This is a genomic window from uncultured Acetobacterium sp. (genome assembly GCF_927416815.1).
Taxonomy (GTDB): domain Bacteria; phylum Bacillota; class Clostridia; order Eubacteriales; family Eubacteriaceae; genus Acetobacterium.
The window spans coordinates 1-16,393 of the sequence record NZ_CAKMJU010000028.1 but is presented as its reverse complement, the minus strand read 5'-3'; the positions used below and the strand labels follow the sequence as shown (position 1 = coordinate 16,393).

General features: G+C 46.7%; 13 protein-coding genes and 1 pseudogene. 7 read left to right on the top strand and 7 right to left on the bottom strand.

Translation table 11 applies throughout. The features are described from left to right. Nucleotides 1-8 precede the first annotated feature (8 nt). The 5 genes from nifE (at nt 9) to QZ998_RS04980 (ending at nt 6,486) form a co-directional block, all read left to right on the top strand. Entirely contained in the window at nt 9-1,358 is a 1,350-nt protein-coding gene (nifE, locus tag QZ998_RS05000) for a nitrogenase iron-molybdenum cofactor biosynthesis protein NifE (RefSeq protein ID WP_296558551.1), read from the top strand. Then, entirely contained in the window at nt 1,351-4,059 is a 2,709-nt protein-coding gene (gene nifB, locus QZ998_RS04995; RefSeq protein WP_296558550.1) for a nitrogenase cofactor biosynthesis protein NifB, read from the top strand. Before nifE ends, nifB begins: the two co-directional genes overlap by 8 nt. A 77-nt stretch (nt 4,060-4,136) precedes the next feature. Then, entirely contained in the window at nt 4,137-4,445 is a 309-nt protein-coding gene (locus QZ998_RS04990) for a 2Fe-2S ferredoxin (RefSeq protein ID WP_296558548.1), read from the top strand. Nucleotides 4,446-4,721: 276 nt separating this feature from the next. Continuing rightward, nucleotides 4,722-5,699: a hypothetical protein gene (locus QZ998_RS04985; protein ID WP_296558547.1), complete on the top strand. Its 978-nt coding sequence runs from the start codon at nt 4,722-4,724 to the stop codon at nt 5,697-5,699. Then, entirely contained in the window at nt 5,677-6,486 is an 810-nt protein-coding gene (locus QZ998_RS04980; protein WP_296558545.1) for a homocitrate synthase, read from the top strand. Before QZ998_RS04985 ends, QZ998_RS04980 begins: the two co-directional genes overlap by 23 nt. Nucleotides 6,487-6,558: 72 nt before the next feature. Here the strand turns inward: QZ998_RS04980 and QZ998_RS04975 are convergent, their stop codons facing one another. The 6 genes from QZ998_RS04975 to QZ998_RS04950 all read right to left on the bottom strand — a co-directional run bounded on the left by QZ998_RS04975 (nt 6,559) and on the right by QZ998_RS04950 (nt 12,330). Next, nucleotides 6,559-6,840 carry an HPr family phosphocarrier protein gene (locus QZ998_RS04975; protein WP_296558543.1) on the bottom strand — a complete coding sequence of 94 codons (282 nt, stop codon included), beginning with the start codon at nt 6,838-6,840 and terminating at the stop codon, nt 6,559-6,561. Between the two features lie 117 nt (nt 6,841-6,957). Continuing rightward, on the bottom strand, nt 6,958-7,752 hold the full coding sequence (locus QZ998_RS04970) for an HAD-IIA family hydrolase (RefSeq protein WP_296558542.1): 795 nt from the start codon (nt 7,750-7,752) through the stop codon (nt 6,958-6,960). After that, nucleotides 7,749-8,765: a sugar-binding transcriptional regulator gene (locus tag QZ998_RS04965; protein WP_296558541.1), complete on the bottom strand. Its 1,017-nt coding sequence runs from the start codon at nt 8,763-8,765 to the stop codon at nt 7,749-7,751. Before QZ998_RS04965 ends, QZ998_RS04970 begins: the two co-directional genes overlap by 4 nt. Before the next feature lie 195 nt (nt 8,766-8,960). Then, entirely contained in the window at nt 8,961-10,064 is a 1,104-nt protein-coding gene (locus QZ998_RS04960) for a trypsin-like peptidase domain-containing protein (RefSeq protein ID WP_296558540.1), read from the bottom strand. Between the two features lie 28 nt (nt 10,065-10,092). Beyond that, complete coding sequence (locus QZ998_RS04955) at nt 10,093-10,881, bottom strand: MBL fold metallo-hydrolase (RefSeq protein WP_296558538.1); 789 nt, start codon at nt 10,879-10,881, stop codon at nt 10,093-10,095. Nucleotides 10,882-11,052: 171 nt separating this feature from the next. Further along, on the bottom strand, nt 11,053-12,330 hold the full coding sequence (locus tag QZ998_RS04950; protein WP_296558537.1) for a UDP-N-acetylglucosamine 1-carboxyvinyltransferase: 1,278 nt from the start codon (nt 12,328-12,330) through the stop codon (nt 11,053-11,055). A gap of 251 nt (nt 12,331-12,581) precedes the next feature. Here QZ998_RS04950 and QZ998_RS04945 point away from each other — a divergent pair, with 251 nt between their 5' ends. Both QZ998_RS04945 and QZ998_RS04940 read left to right on the top strand, forming a co-directional pair. Next, nucleotides 12,582-13,610 carry a DnaD domain protein gene (locus QZ998_RS04945; RefSeq protein WP_296558536.1) on the top strand — a complete coding sequence of 343 codons (1,029 nt, stop codon included), beginning with the start codon at nt 12,582-12,584 and terminating at the stop codon, nt 13,608-13,610. Next, nucleotides 13,597-14,559: an ATP-binding protein gene (locus QZ998_RS04940; protein WP_296558534.1), complete on the top strand. Its 963-nt coding sequence runs from the start codon at nt 13,597-13,599 to the stop codon at nt 14,557-14,559. The genes QZ998_RS04945 and QZ998_RS04940 overlap by 14 nt, the downstream gene beginning before the upstream one ends. Before the next feature lie 218 nt (nt 14,560-14,777). Here the strand turns inward: QZ998_RS04940 and QZ998_RS04935 are convergent. Further along, nucleotides 14,778-16,301 (bottom strand): annotated as a pseudogene (locus tag QZ998_RS04935) (methyl-accepting chemotaxis protein); the annotation flags it as partial. Nucleotides 16,302-16,393: the final 92 nt, after the last annotated feature.

Genomic DNA, 16,393 nt, shown 5'->3' with positions numbered 1-16,393 from the left:
GGCTGTAAATGAAAAATGATGCGGCAATTTTACCAGAAAGAGCACAGTCGATCCGTTTTTCGGAATGCAGCGGCGACGGAATCAAGTGTGAGTCAGCCAGTGTCTCAGGGGCTGTCAGTCAGCGGGCCTGTGTTTACTGCGGTGCCCGGGTTGTCTTAAACCCGATTACCGATGCCTTCCATATTGTTCATGGCCCGATTGGATGTGCCAGTTATACCTGGGATATCCGTGGTAGTTTATCCAGCGGCGAAGAAGGATACCGAAACTCTTATTCCACCGATCTGCGGGAAACTGACGTCATTTTCGGCGGCGAAAAGAAACTGGCGACAGCCGTTGATGAAGTGGTCGCCATGCATGCGCCAAAGGTCATTTTTATTTACGCCACCTGCATTGTCGGCGTCATCGGTGACGATATCGACGCAGTCTGTCGCAAGGCCGAAGCAAAATACGGCATCCGGGTCATCGCCGTTAAATCCCCGGGCTTTTCAGGAACCAAGAAAACCGGTTATAAAATGGCTTGCAACGCCATTATGAGCCTGGTTACCCCCGAATTCTTACCGGCCAAAACTGCCGGCGTCAACATTCTCGGTGATTTTAACCTGGCCGGGGAAATGTGGATCATCAAAAACTATTTAAGACAAATCGGTGTCGAAGTGGTTGCTAGTATTACCGGTGATGCCAAAGTCGAAGACCTTAAAAAAGCCCCAACAGCCCAACTTAACCTGGTTCAATGTGCCGGCTCGATGACCTTTCTGGCCAAACAGATGGAAGAGGTTTTCGATATTCCCTTTATCAAGGTCAGTTTTTTCGGCATTACCGACACCTCGGATTCGCTGATGCGGATTGCCTATGCCGTCGGTGATAAAGCAGTCATTGCACGAGCCAAAGTCTTTATTGAAGAAGAAAAAAATAGAGTTATCCCTCTTTTAAATAAGTATCGCAAAAATCTTGAAGGAAAAAAAGCGGCCATCTATGTCGGCGGCGGCTTTAAAGCAATCTCCCTGATCCGTCAGTTTCATGAATTCGGTATGAACACCGTGATGGTGGGCACCCAAACCGGGAGCAAGGATGATTATGAAGTCATCCAGCATCTGGTCGATGACGACGCCGTCATTCTAGACGATGCCAACCCGGCTGAACTGGAAGCTTTTATGAAGGAAATGGGCGCTGATATCTTAGTGGGCGGCGTCAAGGAACGGCCGCTGGCCTATAAACTGGGGGTAGCCTTCTGTGATCACAACCATGAGCGCAAGCACCCTCTGGCGGGCTACGAAGGCACCCTGAATTTTGCCTCGGAAATTAATCTATCGATGAACAGTCCTGTCTGGGAAATCATAGGAGGTCTCAAAAATGTCTAAAAATTTAGTCAACTTAAATGTTAATCCCTGTAAAATGTGCATGCCCATGGGAACCGCTAATGCCTTCTACGGCATTCAAAAATGCATGAACATCCTCCATGGTTCCCAGGGTTGTAGCACCTATATCCGCCGCCATATGGCCACCCATTACAATGAACCGGTGGACATCGCCTCCTCTTCCCTGACGGAAGAAGGGACTGTTTACGGCGGCGAGAAAAACCTGATCATCGGCCTGGAAAATCTGATTAAATTATATCAACCCGAAGTCATCGGTGTTTCGACTACCTGTCTGGCTGAAACCATTGGCGAAGATATTGAGTACATCATCAAGAATTTTTACGCTTCACATCCTGATGAAACAGTCAAAATCATTCCGGTAAAATCGGCTGGTTACGGCGGCACCCAATTTGAAGGATTTACCCGGGCACTGCGAGCGATCGTCTCCCATGTTGAGATGGACACCACCAAACACGATAAAATCAATATCGTCACCACGATGATTTCCCCGGCCGATACCCGTTATCTAAAAGATCTGCTGGATCAGTTTGGACTGGAATATATCCTTTTGCCAGACCTGTCCGAAAACTTGGACGGCGTCCACCAGAGCTCTTATTATCGGTTGCCAATGCATGGCACCCCCATTTCTGAAATCCAGAAAATGGCTGGAGCTCGGGCCACCATCGAAATATCCGACACCATCAAGCCCGACGAATCCCCGGGGGTTTACCTCTACGAAAACTTCGGGGTTCCCTACAAACGGCTGAACCTGCCAATGGGGCTTCGGGATACCGATGCCTTAATCGATCTCTTAGCCGAATTGTCAAAAAAAGCCATTCCAGTAAAAATCACTAAAGAAAGAGGGCGTTATCTTGATGGCATGGTCGACTCCCATAAATATAATGCCTTGGGTCGCATTGCCATCTTCGGCGAACCGGATTTTGTCGTTTCGGCAGTCCGACTCTGTTGTGAAAATGGCGTGATGCCGGTGATCGCGGCTACTGGTTCCAATTGTCCCCAACTCAAAGAAAAAATCGCCGCCGAGCTTTCCAAACTGGCCGATGTTCTTTTTGTTGACAATTACGCGATCTTAAATGATGTCGACTTTGAAACCATCGAGGAAGAAGCCCTGCGACTCGGAGCTAACCTGATGCTGGGAAATTCCGACGGCCGTCGAATTGAAGAAAAACACGGGATTCCCTTGATCCGCTGCGCTTTCCCCATCCATGACCGCATCGGCGGTCAGCGGGTTCGAACCTTGGGCTACGAAGGCTCTCAGGTGCTCCTTGATCAGATCACCAACACCATTCTTAAAGCGGTCGAGGGGGGATTCCGGGAAACCCTCTATAACACCTACTATAATGAAGGACCCAAATCCAAATACGGATTGGAGCCGGAAACGGACACAACCATGAAAGTGCTGGAAAATCCCAAATCAACGACACATACAACCATCATGACGATCGAAGAAAAAACCGCCAATCATCCCTGTTACAGCTGCGGCAGCGCTCAGAAAAACGCCCGGATGCACCTCCCCATTGCGCCACAATGCAATATCCAGTGTAATTACTGTGTCCGCAAATTTGATTGCCCCAATGAGAGCCGTCCCGGCGTGACTACTGAGATTCTTTCTCCGGAGGCAGCTTTTGAAAAATACAAACTGGTCAAAGAAAAGGTTCCCAACCTGACCGTCGTTGGGATTGCCGGCCCCGGAGATGCCCTGGCAAACTTTGAAGAAACGAAAAAGGCCCTGACCCTGATCCATGAAGATGACCCCAATGTTACCTTCTGCGTTTCTACCAATGGCTTAATGCTGCCCTACTATGCCAAAGAACTGGTTAAACTGGGGGTTTCTCACATTACCGTCACCGTCAATGCGGTTGACCCAGTCATCGGCACAAAAATCTACAAACATATCGATTTCATGGGCAACCGTTACCATGGCGAAGCTGGTGCCTCAATTTTGTTGGCCAACCAGCTTGCTGGGATCAAGCTTCTCATCGATGAGGGGGTGATTGTCAAAATCAATACCGTAACCCTGATGGGAATCAATGACGCGCACATTGAAGAAGTGGTCAAGACGGTCAAAGCGTTGGGCTGTTTTATCTCCAATGTGATGCCGCTGATTCCAGTCAAAGGCTCCGCCTTTGAGGGCTTGCCAATAGCCACTAACCATGAAATCAATGCGATTCGGGATAAATGCGGGGTTCACTTAAAACAAATGTATCACTGCAAACAATGCCGTGCCGACGCCATCGGCAAACTGGACAGTGACATCTCCCTCGATTTTCGGGAAACGGAAGCCAAAAGCGAAGCGCTGGTTCTGGCCGCGCCAAAGGGATTGCGCTTTGCGATCACCTCTAAAGGCGGGATGCTGGTGGATCAGCATTTCGGCCAGGCTTCTGAGCTTTATATTTATGATTACCTTGACGACGCGGTCCAGTTTAAGGAAAAACGGGTGATTGGTAAGTATTGCACCGGTGAAGAAGAATGCGACGAAAAGGAAGATAAGATCGGCACCATTCTAAAAGCGCTAAATGACTGCGATGCTGCCATCACCATGCGCATCGGCGACCTGCCCACCAAACGACTGGAAAGCAAGGGCATCAAGGTCATCTCAACCTACGACCGCATCGAAGACGCCGTTAAAACGGCCGCCCAGGAAATCTTAAGATCCGAACTGCGGACTGCCGGTAATTTCTAACATTACTAACTACCGTACCGACCAATTATTAATCATCATTCAAAAACTATTTATAAGCGATCAGGAGGAATTTAAAAATGGTTAGTCCTAAACATCATCTTTTTATCTGCACCAGCTGCCGGATCAACGGCACCCAACAGGGGTATTGTTTTCAACAGGATTCAGTAAAAATCCTGCAGACCTTTCTTGAAGAAATCGACGAACGGGAATTATCCGGCGACATCATGTTAAACAACACCGGCTGTTTCGGGATCTGTGACAAGGGGCCGATCGTGGTCGTTTATCCCGAAGGCGTCTGGTATGGCAAGGTCACCGTCGACGATGTCGAACGGATTATGGAGGAACACATCGAAGGCGGCAAGGTTGTCGAGGACCTGGTTATTTAGCCCTCTTGGGCTAGTGCCAAACGACCGTACCGACCAATTGTTAATCTGTTGAATGCGCACAATTCGTACAGTTGCGAATTTAGGAATACCAATTTATTATGTTATTGCTCCGCAACTGTTCACCTTGAGGCACAGGGTCTGACCCCTAGGTCACAACATGATATAACAATTGTCGGTACTGGGCTAATCTTTTATTTTAATACTTCACCGATTGATGCTGCCCTTACATCGGCAGCATCATTTTAAAATTAAAACAAACGAAAGCGGGGTACACAAATGGTTACTATTATTGATCGGACACTGACAAGCTTTGATACGGCCGGGATGAGCGCCCGGGATCTTAACCATTTCTGTGACCTGCTTTTTAGCTGTGGGGTCACAAAAATCGAATTGACCCCGGATCTGCTTGCCCGGCTCGGTTTTCCGTCAAGTGCCGCCAGTTTAAGAAAGTGGCTGGGCGGCCGCAGTTTTTTTCTGACTCGAATTTTTCCGATCTCTTTAGATAGCTCTGGGATGACAAAACCCCAGCCCCTCTGGAAGCTGGAGCCCAATGATCTGGTGGAAAAAAATATTCCCGTCAGCAAATTAAAATCAGCTCTCTCTCCACATCAAAAGATCCGCATCACCGGGTTAGAAGACCTGATGAACCGGGACTATCCGACAGTTTTCAAAGCCCTGCTAGGCAGCGGTGCCCAAACCCTGGATCTATGTCCCAGCAACCACCACCACTGTGCTGCCGCCATCGCCCTGGAATGGCTATTGGCCGGCGGAACGAGCATCAGCTGCGCTTTTGCCAACCACCATAATTTCGCACCTCTGGAAGAAGTCCTGATGGGTCTAAAGCTCCATCAGCCCGATGCCTTTAGCGGCGACTTATCAGTTTTAAGTGAACTGTGCGGCCTTTATGAAAAGTGCTCCGGCCAGCCGGTAGCAAAAATGAAGGCCATCATCGGCGCCGATATTTTCAAGGTGGAATCTGGCATTCATGTCGATGGGGTGTTAAAAAACCCCCATACCTATGAGCCCTTTAATCCCCAAACCGTCGGCAACCAGCGAGAAATTGTGCTGGGAAAACATTCTGGTCGCAAAAGCCTATTGTATAAACTAAACGACCCCGGTTTATCCGAATCGACAGCTCACTCGATTTTAAAACAAATCAAATCCCGTTGCACCCAGTTAGGCCGAAACCTGTCTGATCTGGAACTGCAAACCCTTGCCAGCGAGGTGCAAAATGATAAAAAAATATATTGTTGACACCACCCTAAGAGACGGTGAACAAAGCCCCGGCATTGCTTTCACCGTCCGTGAAAAAGTCACCATCGCCAAATCGCTGGATGCTCTGGGGGTTACCCGGATCGAAGCCGGCACCCCCGCCATCGGTAAGGAAGAATGCCGCGCCTTTGAAAAAATCAAACTGGCCTGCCAAAATGCTCAGATTATTGGCTGGAACCGGATGAATCGCTCTGATATCAGCCAATCGATCGCTTGTGGTGCCGACATTATCCATGTTTGTGTCCCCGCTTCGGATCTGCTGATTCGCGAAAAACTGCGCCAAAGCCGCTCCCAGGTGCTGGAAACCCTGAGCACCTGCGCCGCGGCCATCCACACCGCAAAAAGAGAACTGACCATCGGCCTGGAGGACGCCTCCCGGGCTGACTGGGATTTCGTCATCCAGCTGATTGAAACCGCCCGGGATCTGGGCGCCACCACCCTGCGTTTTTCGGACACGGTGGGAATCATGTCGCCGAGCCTCTGCAAGGCCACGATCAGCCAAATCCCTGCTAACATCGACATTGAGGTGCACATGCACAACGATCTCGGGATGGCCGTAGCCAATTCCATCCAAGGGCTCCGTTCCGGCGCCAAATATGCCGATTCCACCCTCTTTGGGATTGGCGAACGGGCTGGCAACTGCAACCTTGAGCATCTCCTAATCGCCACCCAGGGTCAACTGGACTTCGGCATCAGTCTGGATGAACTGCAGTGGCGGCAGGCCGATTTAAAATCGATCATTTATAAAAACGAACTGCTTTATGCCTGATCACACCAAATAGGTAAGTAAATATAAAGTCACCCACTAAAAAAACACCTGTCGGTGTTTTTTTGCCTTGCCTTAATTTTTCTTTTCGCCAAATCCGCCGCCGATCAATGCCACCAGGGTTTCCACTGCCAGCATCTCATCCTCACCCTCGGCAAAAATTTCAACCACATCACCTAGGCCAATCCCGGTTGTCATAATGCTTAGCAACGATTTTGCATCGCCCTCTTTGGGATCGTCCCCCAACTTCCTGATTCGGATATCAGCTCTAAATTCTCCGGCCCTCTGACAAAACTCCGCTGCCGGTCGTGCGTGTAAACCGGTGGGATTAATAATAGTAACTGTTTTCGCATGCATATTCCTACCTATTAATGAATCTTTCATTCCTTTCGGTTTATTCTCTTAACTTTTCGGTCATCTAGATTATGATCCATGTTCTTATTATCTTCCCTGTTTTTGATAAATTAAACAGTTTTATAAATAGTTGATCATTTCTTTAAGCGAGTCAAAGACACAGTCCGGAACCACCTGCGAGTTTTTTAAGTCCTCCATTTTGGTCTCCCCGGTCAGTACCAGAAAACCCTTGCCACCGTTATTGACGCCGGTGGCCACATCGGTGTAGATCCGGTCTCCGACAAAGGCCACATCTTCTTTTTTATGGCCGGTAATAGACACGACCATCGCCATTGTTTCGGGAAAGGGTTTGCCTAAATATTTGGGTTCTACCCCGGTGGATTTGCTAATCAGGGCACAGATGGAACCACAGTCGGGAATAAAACCGCTTTCCGTAGGGCAAACTAAATCCAAATGAGTCGATAAAAAAACCGCACCACTTAAAATAAAGGTACAGATTTTCTCTAGTTTTTCGTAGGTCAGGGTGGTGTCAAAACTGGCTACCGCGACATCCGGCTGGTCTTCGACCAGTTTGATACCGTGTTGTCTAAAACTCTCTTCTAATAAAGGGGTGCCCATCAGATAAACCGATTGTCCGGGATGATAGGTTTTTAGATATTCAATGGTCACATCTCCAGAGGTAATGATCCGGTCTGCTTCGACAAAGCAGCCCATTTTCTTTAGCTTTTCCTGATAAAAGCTGGATCCCCGCGATGAATTGTTGGTGATGAAAATGAAATCTCTTTGGCGCACTCGCAATTCATCGATAAAGTCCAGGGCTCCGTCGATTAAACCATTGCCCAGATAAACCGTGCCATCCATATCCAGGGCAAATAGTTTAATATCTTTGAGGGCTTCTGTTTTTGGCATGATCATTTTTTGACATTCCTCTCGGATTCTGGATTGATCATTTCATTTTTTGTCACCATTTCAGAGGCCTGATCAAGTTCCAGCATTTTTTTCCCACATTCCACATCGGTAACCAGGACATTAATGAATCCGCCAGTGATGGCTCCCTGAATGGCCCGGGCTTTTTCGGAACCGCTAGCAACACCAATTGAATGCGGAACCCGTCGCAACTTTTTAATATCGACCCCAATCACGCAGTTGTCGCCCTCAAAGGCTTCAGTGCTGCCATTGATATCGAAAAACTGCATACAAACATCACCCACGACATTTTTTTTGCGCATCGTTTCCATATCCTTTTCATCATAATAGCCGGTCGACATAATCGCCGAGCCTCGATTAGGAACCCCGATCCCAACTACCGCCACATCCAAACCATCGCCCATTTTGATGATCCGCCGGATATCTGCTTCCTTCATCAATTCTTCTTTGATCTTGATCCCAGAAACCCGCGCCGGCGCATGGAGCAGAAAGGAATCCCCGCCAAAAGCCTTGGCTAATGCTTCGACAATGGTATTCGAATGCAGTTCCATCCCCAGATGGCCGATCCCGCCGATCAGCGGGATAAAGGTCACCCGCTTAGAGGTTCCCTTAGATACAAAACGATAGATCTGACCAATCGAAGAACCCATTGAAACCCCGATAATACTGTCATCTTTAATCAGTCGCTCCAGATAATTGGCCGTCGCCTTGGCCAGCTCATCCTTCTGATCGCGGCTATCCTGTTTGGTATCGACGATAAAAACTTCTTTTAAACCATAACGGCTCTCCAATTTTTTTTCCAGATCGACATAATTGTTGCCAAAAATAGGATCGATAATAATTTTGACAATCCCCCGCTCCCTGGCATTCTGAAGAATCCGGGATACGGTTGGCCGCGACAGACCCAATTCTCTTGCAACCAGCTTTTGATTGATATCCTGGTTATAATACATCTCACAGATTTTCACCATCAGTCGCTCATCATCCACTACCTTCTTCATCCGTTCACCCACTTCTTGCTTTATTTTGCCATTATGATACTTGATAACACTTTTTGCAATTATTGTTATAATTATATGTTTTTTTGTGAAAATGTCAATCTTTTCGTTTCATTTTGTAAAAAAGACCAGTTAAAAGAGCCTTATATATTTACAAGTGTAAATATATAAGGCTCTTTGCAATTCAACGAACATCATTTATTGTCCTGAAGTCACTACCACATCAATGGTCTGCATTTGACCATTCCGTTCAAAGGTAACCGCTACCTTATCACCAGCACTAACGCCATAGAGAATTTCTTTCATCTTAAGCATGGTGTTTGTCTTAACCCCGTTGATTTCTTTGATAATATCTCCGGTTGTTAGACCAGCATTGGCGGCGCCACCGCCCTGTTGCACTGATGCAATATAGATCCCCTCATTAAAGTTTACCTTGCTGTCGGTGATGTAATAATCGGCAATCGCCCGATCATAAGCTGTGATCCCCATCACTGTCGGCTCAAACTTACCAGTAGCGACAATCTCATTAAGTATTGGTTTTAATATATTAATCGGAATAGCAAAGCCCATTCCTTCACCGGTAGTCAATTTATAGGTATTGATACCGATCACCTTGCCGTGTTTATTGACTAGCGGTCCACCGCTGTTTCCCGAATTGATCGACGCATCGGTTTGAATCAAATCTTCCGCCAAGCCGGTATCCAGAGGAATACTACGGTTGATCGCCGAGACGATTCCGGCCGTCACCGTTCGCTCAAAGTTAAGACCCAGGGGGTTCCCCACTGCAACCGCCAGTTCGCCGACGACGACATCGTCTGAGTCGCCCAATTCAAGCACTGGCAAATCAGTCGCATCGATCTTAATGATCGCCATATCCAAGCTTACATCCGACCAGACCAGTTTCGCATCGTAGCGATTCCCGTCAGCAAGCGATACCGTCATGCCGGAGATGCCATCCGATGCGACATGTTGATTGGTGGCAATATAACCATCACTGGTCAAAATAAAACCGGAACCAACGCCTGATGCTTCCTGGGATCCGTAGACCGTCATCGCCACGCCGGTTGTTTCAATCCCCACCACCGATGGCGGCACGGTTTGAGCAATCGCCTCGATGACAGTATCTGCCGTCCCCTGGCTGACGACTATTTCATTTTTAGCGCCCTGAATTACGGTGCTGTTGTCGAAAAAAAAGTTGACGCCAAGAAATAAGGCACCGACAATCACGCCGCCAATAATTGCACCAAGCATTCCAATAAACAGAGAACTTAGGGTTTTTCCATTTTTCAGATCGTCATTCATTGTTACTCCTCAATCTTAGTTGAAGATCTCACAGATTAATTATCTCACTGGTACTATTTCTTTTTGCCACACAAAGTTTAACATCCTTATCCAGAACCATCCCCGCTTCGCTTAAGATCCGGGCGGTGGTTTGATAAGCCAATTGCGGATAATTGTTTTCCTGGCTGAGATGTGCTAACACCAGTTGCCGGGTGCCTTTTTCTACCAGCGCCTGCGCTAAATCCCCAGCGGTCTCATTGGACAAGTGACCAAAGTCGCTTTTTATCCGTTGTTTGAGGTAAAAGGGATAGGCTCCAGCTTCCAGCATCGACACGTCATGGTTGGATTCTAGTACCACCAAATCACAGCCACACAGGTCGCTACGCATTTCCGGGGTGATAATCCCCGAATCGGTAGCGATTCCGAGTCGATTTTTGCCATCAGAAATGACAAAGCCCGCTGAATCCGCTGCATCATGGGATGTTTTAAAGGCTTTGATTTGAAGATCCTGAATACAAAACGGCTTCTCAAAATCAAAGATTTTAATATTTTCTTCGGCGATTTTACCCAGACCCTTGATCATCGCATCCCAGGTTTTCTGATTGGCATAAATTGGCAAATTAAAACGGCGGGATAATACCCCCACCCCATGAATATGATCACTGTGCTCATGGGTTACCATGATACCATTGATTTCGCGGGGATCCTCGGCGATGATATCCAGGGCACTTTGAATTCGTTTCCCGCTGAGACCAGCGTCAATGAGTATTTTTGTGTTGTTATTTGAGACAAATAAACTGTTTCCTGAACTTCCACTATATAAGCTACAAAATTTCAATCTTTGCTCCCTTGTTCATTTTAACACCTGATAAAACATCCATTTAAATGCGCCAAGGCCAGCTCAATTGTTACGCTTATCCTAGCGAATCTTACTTAAACCTGACTTAACCTAACTTTATGAGAATTAAGGTACTGTTTCCTAGCTTAATTCATATCAGTCAGCAGCTAACTAAAGATAAGTAGGGTCTTTCTCAGAAATCCGACGAATATCGGCTCCCAGGTTTCGCAGGTTTTCCTGTAAATTTGCATATCCCCGATCAATATGGATAATTTCGGTGATCTTTGTTTCACCATCAGCAATTAATCCGGCAATAACCATGGCTGCTCCGGCTCTTAAATCGGTGGTCTTGATCTTGGTGGCCGATAAGGACTTGACCCCATTAATCGTTGCCGTCCGGCTATTAATCGAAATATTGGCTCCCATCCGGCGAAGCTCGTCCACATATTTAAAGCGGCTTTCAAAGATACTTTCAGTGATGGTGCTAGTCCCCTCGGCAACGGTCATTAAAACCGCCATCGGTTGTTGCAGATCGGTGGGAAAACCCGGGTACGGCATGGTCTTAACATTCACCGCTTTTAAGGGATGCTTGCCAATAACCCGAATCCCGTCGTCCTCTTCGCGGACAATCACACCCATTTCGCTGAGCTTGGCGGTAACCGCCTCCATATGCTTGGGAATCACGTTTTTAATTAAAATATCCCCTTCGGTGGCGGCAGCGGCCATCATATAAGTACCGGTGGTAATCTGATCGGGGATCACCGAATACTCACAGCCATGCATTTCATCAACCCCAACGATCTTGATAACATCTGTTCCCGCACCCTTAATATTTGCTCCCATCAAGTTCAAAAAGTTAGCCACATCAACGATGTGGGGTTCTTTAGCGGCATTTTCAATGATCGTTTTACCATCAGCCCGAACTGCAGCCAGCATAATGTTGATTGTGGCGCCAACGCTGACCACATCAAGGAATATATGGGCACCTTTTAGTTGGGGCGCCTCCATTTTCACCTGACCATGTTCAATTACTACGGTTGCTCCCAGCGCCTGAAAGCCTTTAATGTGCTGGTCTATCGGCCGATCGCCGATGTTACAGCCACCAGGCAATGGCACAATCGCCTTGCGGTAGCGTCCCAGCAATGCTCCCAGCAGGTAATAAGAGGCGCGCATCTGGCCGGTTTCCTCTTCATACTCCGACACATCAAATGAAATCGGTTTTTCGGTATTAATAATTAAGGTATCATTTTCTCTATATATTTCAGCTCCCAATTTTTCAAGAATAACAATCATCTTGTTAACATCTTTAATATCCGGAACATTTTCTATCTTACTTGAGCAGGCACAAAGTACTGCAGCCGGAATAATTCCTAGTACGGCATTTTTTGCCCCGGAGATTGTAACCTCACCTTGTAGGGGGTTACCTCCTTCTATAATAAAAGCATCCATATTTATTCCTTTCAGTGCAAGTGTATATGTAATATCCAATTGGTAATTATATCATAAGTTTGACTTTTATCAAGAAATCTTGAGTTTTTATGCCGTTTTTCTTGCACTCTTTAAGAAATCTTTCGACTACTTAAAGAAAACAGGAATTCCTCACAAATTAAAAATGATGTGATATAATAACAGCATTGCACTTGTCCAAACTAAATTTTTTTAGCAAAAAAAATATATCAATCCATAACTAGAGGTAGAACATGAATCGTTTTGAATTAGTTTCCAGCCATGATGATCTGGGTGTGACACCCATTGAGAATATTTTTATCAATCACTATATGCCCATGGCTCGGGGCGACTACGTAAAGGTTTATCTTTACGGCTTAAAGCGATGCTTTAATATGGGTCTGACCCCGATCAGTAATGAGGATATCGCCAAAGATTTGAATTTATTAGAAACCGACGTCAAAAAAGCCTGGGATTACTGGGCTTCTGAAAAAATCATCGCCATTGAGTATACCGGCACCCGCGATGCACTGGTTCGTTTTTACAACATCACCGGGACAATCCTCTATAAAAATGAGGCCATCCCGGAAACAACTGTTCCTAAGAACTCGCAGTCTTCTAACAGCATGGAAGACCGGATCCAACGCATGTACACCACCATTCAGGATATGTATGAAAGCCGAACCATCACGAAGAAAGAAACCCTGGTCTTTAAACGCTGGCTGGATGACTACAATTTCACCCCGGAAGCGGTGATTCTGATTGTTGAGTATTCAATTAATATGATCAATAAAAAAGACCGCACCTTTACCCCAGCCCAGGTGGTCTCCTATCTGGAAACCGTAGCCAAAGCCTTTCATGGTGCCGCGGTGCGCGATCACATTGAAGCTGAAGCCTATATCAAAGACTCGGCGCATAAACGAACTGGCTATTATCAAATCTTTAAATACCTGGGAATTCAGCGAAACCCGATGGTTTCTGAGCGACAGATGATCGATACCTGGTTTAACGATTACGGCTTTTCAATGGAAATCATTGTACAGGCCTTATCTCGCACCAACAAACCGAATATGAAGTATATTGACGGGATTCTGAAAAATTGGCACGAACAGGGCTTCAAAACCCTGGAAGACATTAAAAATGACAAACCAAAAGCCAAATTTGATCAGAAGGAATCGCTTGAACCAATGAGTGATGCCCGTAAACAGGCTTACCTGGACATGGAAGTTGACTATGCCGAAGATCTATGGCCGGAACTGGAGATAAATAATGAAGACCTATAATGCCGCCTTTGCCCTGCTACAGGAAAAACAGCATGCTTACCAATTCAAACAACGCAAAAAAAAGGAAGCCCTTTATCGTCAGATACCCGAGCTTTCTGATCTTGACAATCAAATCAATCGTCTGGGTGTTGCCCTGACCCGTGCCACCATCGCTAATGAGCAGGAAAAAACCGCTGCCATCCGCCAACAGATGAGCGCGCTTGAAACCCGTAAAGCAGTTTTAGCTGGAGAAAAAGCCGCCCTGCTGAGTCATAGCTTTTATTGTTCGCTTTGTCAGGACGCGGGGATTCTCCCCGAAGGGATCTGCGCTTGTCTGAACCAGTGTCTGGCTGAAATCAGTTTTTCCAGCTATGACTTAAAAACTAGAGCCCAGCGCGAAACCTTTGAAGCCTTTAATCCTGACTATTATTCTGAACAGCCAATTGGTTCGGGAACTGCCAGCCATCGCTCCAATGCCCTGAGTATTAAACAGAATATGCTGAAATATTGTCAGAATTTTGAAAACATCGAAGACCAGCTCCTGTTTACCGGCCCGCCTGGAGTAGGTAAAACCTTTATGTCGAATTGTATCGTCAACAAGCTGACCGAAAAAGGCTATGGGATTGTCTACGTCACCGCTGCCCACCTGGTCGCCAGTATTCAGGATCAGCTTTTCCGGGAAAAGAAAACCTCCACCGAAATCTATGAACCGCTGCTCCTTTGCGACCTTCTGATCATCGATGATTTAGGGGCTGAATTTTCTTCCGAATACAGTCAGAAACAGCTCTACGAGGTGATCGACAGCCGCCTCAATGCCGAAAAAAAGATGATCATTTCCAGTAACCTGACGGTGCTCAAAATCAAAGCCCTTTATGATGAACGGCTTTCCTCACGGATCTCCGGATACTTCAAAACCATTCCCTTTTTGGGTGAAGATATTCGGATTCTTAAAGCTCGACGAGCAAAATAGTTCGCTGTGCTTTTCCTGATGTTCTCGCATTTTCTTCTTTAAAAAATTAAGGGGCGTAAAATCGCCCCTTAGTTTGTAACCTTGTCTTAGTATTTATCAACCTTTATTTCACCATACTCCATATCATTTAAGATGATCTTTGGTTCTACTAGTTCATTCGCTGTTGACATTCTTGACTTAGATCCGCCGGTTTCCTGATTAAGTTTGTTCGGATTTTCCTTAAGTTTGAATGCTCCTACCATTTGCATCAGCATTTCTGACTGACTTGAAAGTTCTTCGCTGGCTGCGGCACTTTCTTCTGCGGTGGCCGAATTTGTTTGAACTACCTGGGAAACCTGATTGATTGCCTGGGTTATCTGAGCAATTTCTGATGCCTGTTCATTGGATGCATGAGCGATATCGCCGACCAGGTCGGCGACCCGTTCGATTTCACTTAAAATTTCTTTTAAGCTGATCGCTGTCTGATCGGCAATTTTTGTCCCCATTTCTACCTTGTTGATCGATCCTTCGATGAGACCAGTGGTTTCCTTAGCCGCTTCGGCACTTCTGGCTGCCAGGGTTCGCACCTCTTCAGCAACTACTGCAAAGCCTTTTCCATGTTGCCCCGCTCGGGCTGCCTCCACGGCCGCATTAAGCGCCAAAATATTGGTCTGGAAAGCAATATCATCAATAACTTTAATAATTTTTGAAATATTTTGGGATGATTCGTTGATTTCAATCATCGCACTCACCATTTTATCCATTTGACCATTACCGACTTCGGCATTGGTTCGAACCTCAACCGCTAACTCATTGGCTTCATTGGCATTGATGGCGTTCTTTTTGGTTTCTTCAGCAACTTCTGAAATTGAAGCATTGATCTGTTGGATAGAACTGGCTTGTTCAGTGGTTCCTTGGGACAGGGCTTGTCCGCCATCGGATATTTGTCTGGCTCCTGCTTCAACTTGGCCGGCCGCCTCATCAATGTCCGCCATGGTGGCACTTAGCGTGCTGGTGATTCCATTTAGTGCCAACTTAATGTTAAGGAAGTCGCCCATATATGCTGACTTTATTTCCAGATCGAGGTTTCCTTGTCCCATTTCTTCAAGGGTGCTAGTTATTTCATTGACATAACGTTTTAACGAATTAACCGTCTGATTCATGTCTTCTTTGATTAATGCATGGTCACCCTTATACTGTCCCGTCATAGACGTACTTAAATTGCCATTGGCCAACTCTTTTAAGGTTGTCGAAGCCTCTTTGATCGGTTCAATCACTGCATCTAGGGTATTATTGACACCATCGACGATCTTGGCAAAGTCGCCATGATGTTTGCTGGCATCTGCCCGGGTATCCAGTCGGCCTTCGATACCAGCCTGAGCCAGATGCGCCGCATCATCGACTAAGGCGGTGATGGCATCGATACAGGTATTGAGGGTATTCTTGATTTCATGAAAGTCACCGGTATAGCTGTCGGTGATCTTTGGCGGAATATCGCCCTTGCTGATCCGGTCGACATACTCGGCCGCGACGTTCAGTGGTCCGATGACGGCGTCCAGGGTGTTGTTGACGCCATCGACGTTCTTGGCAAAGTCACCGCGTTAGTCGCTGATGCGGCGCATCTGGCCGAAGCCGGGATTGCCGGACAGCTGGATACCCGGGCAGATGCCAGCAAACATGGCGGCGACTTTGCCAAGATCGTCGATGGCGTCGATACAGGTGTTGAGGTTATTCTTGATTTCATTGAAATCGCCATTGTAATTGTCGGTGATCTTTGGTGGAATATCGCCCTTGAAGAAATGGGACAAGGAAACCTCGATCTGGAAATAAAGTCAGCATATATGGGCGACTTCCT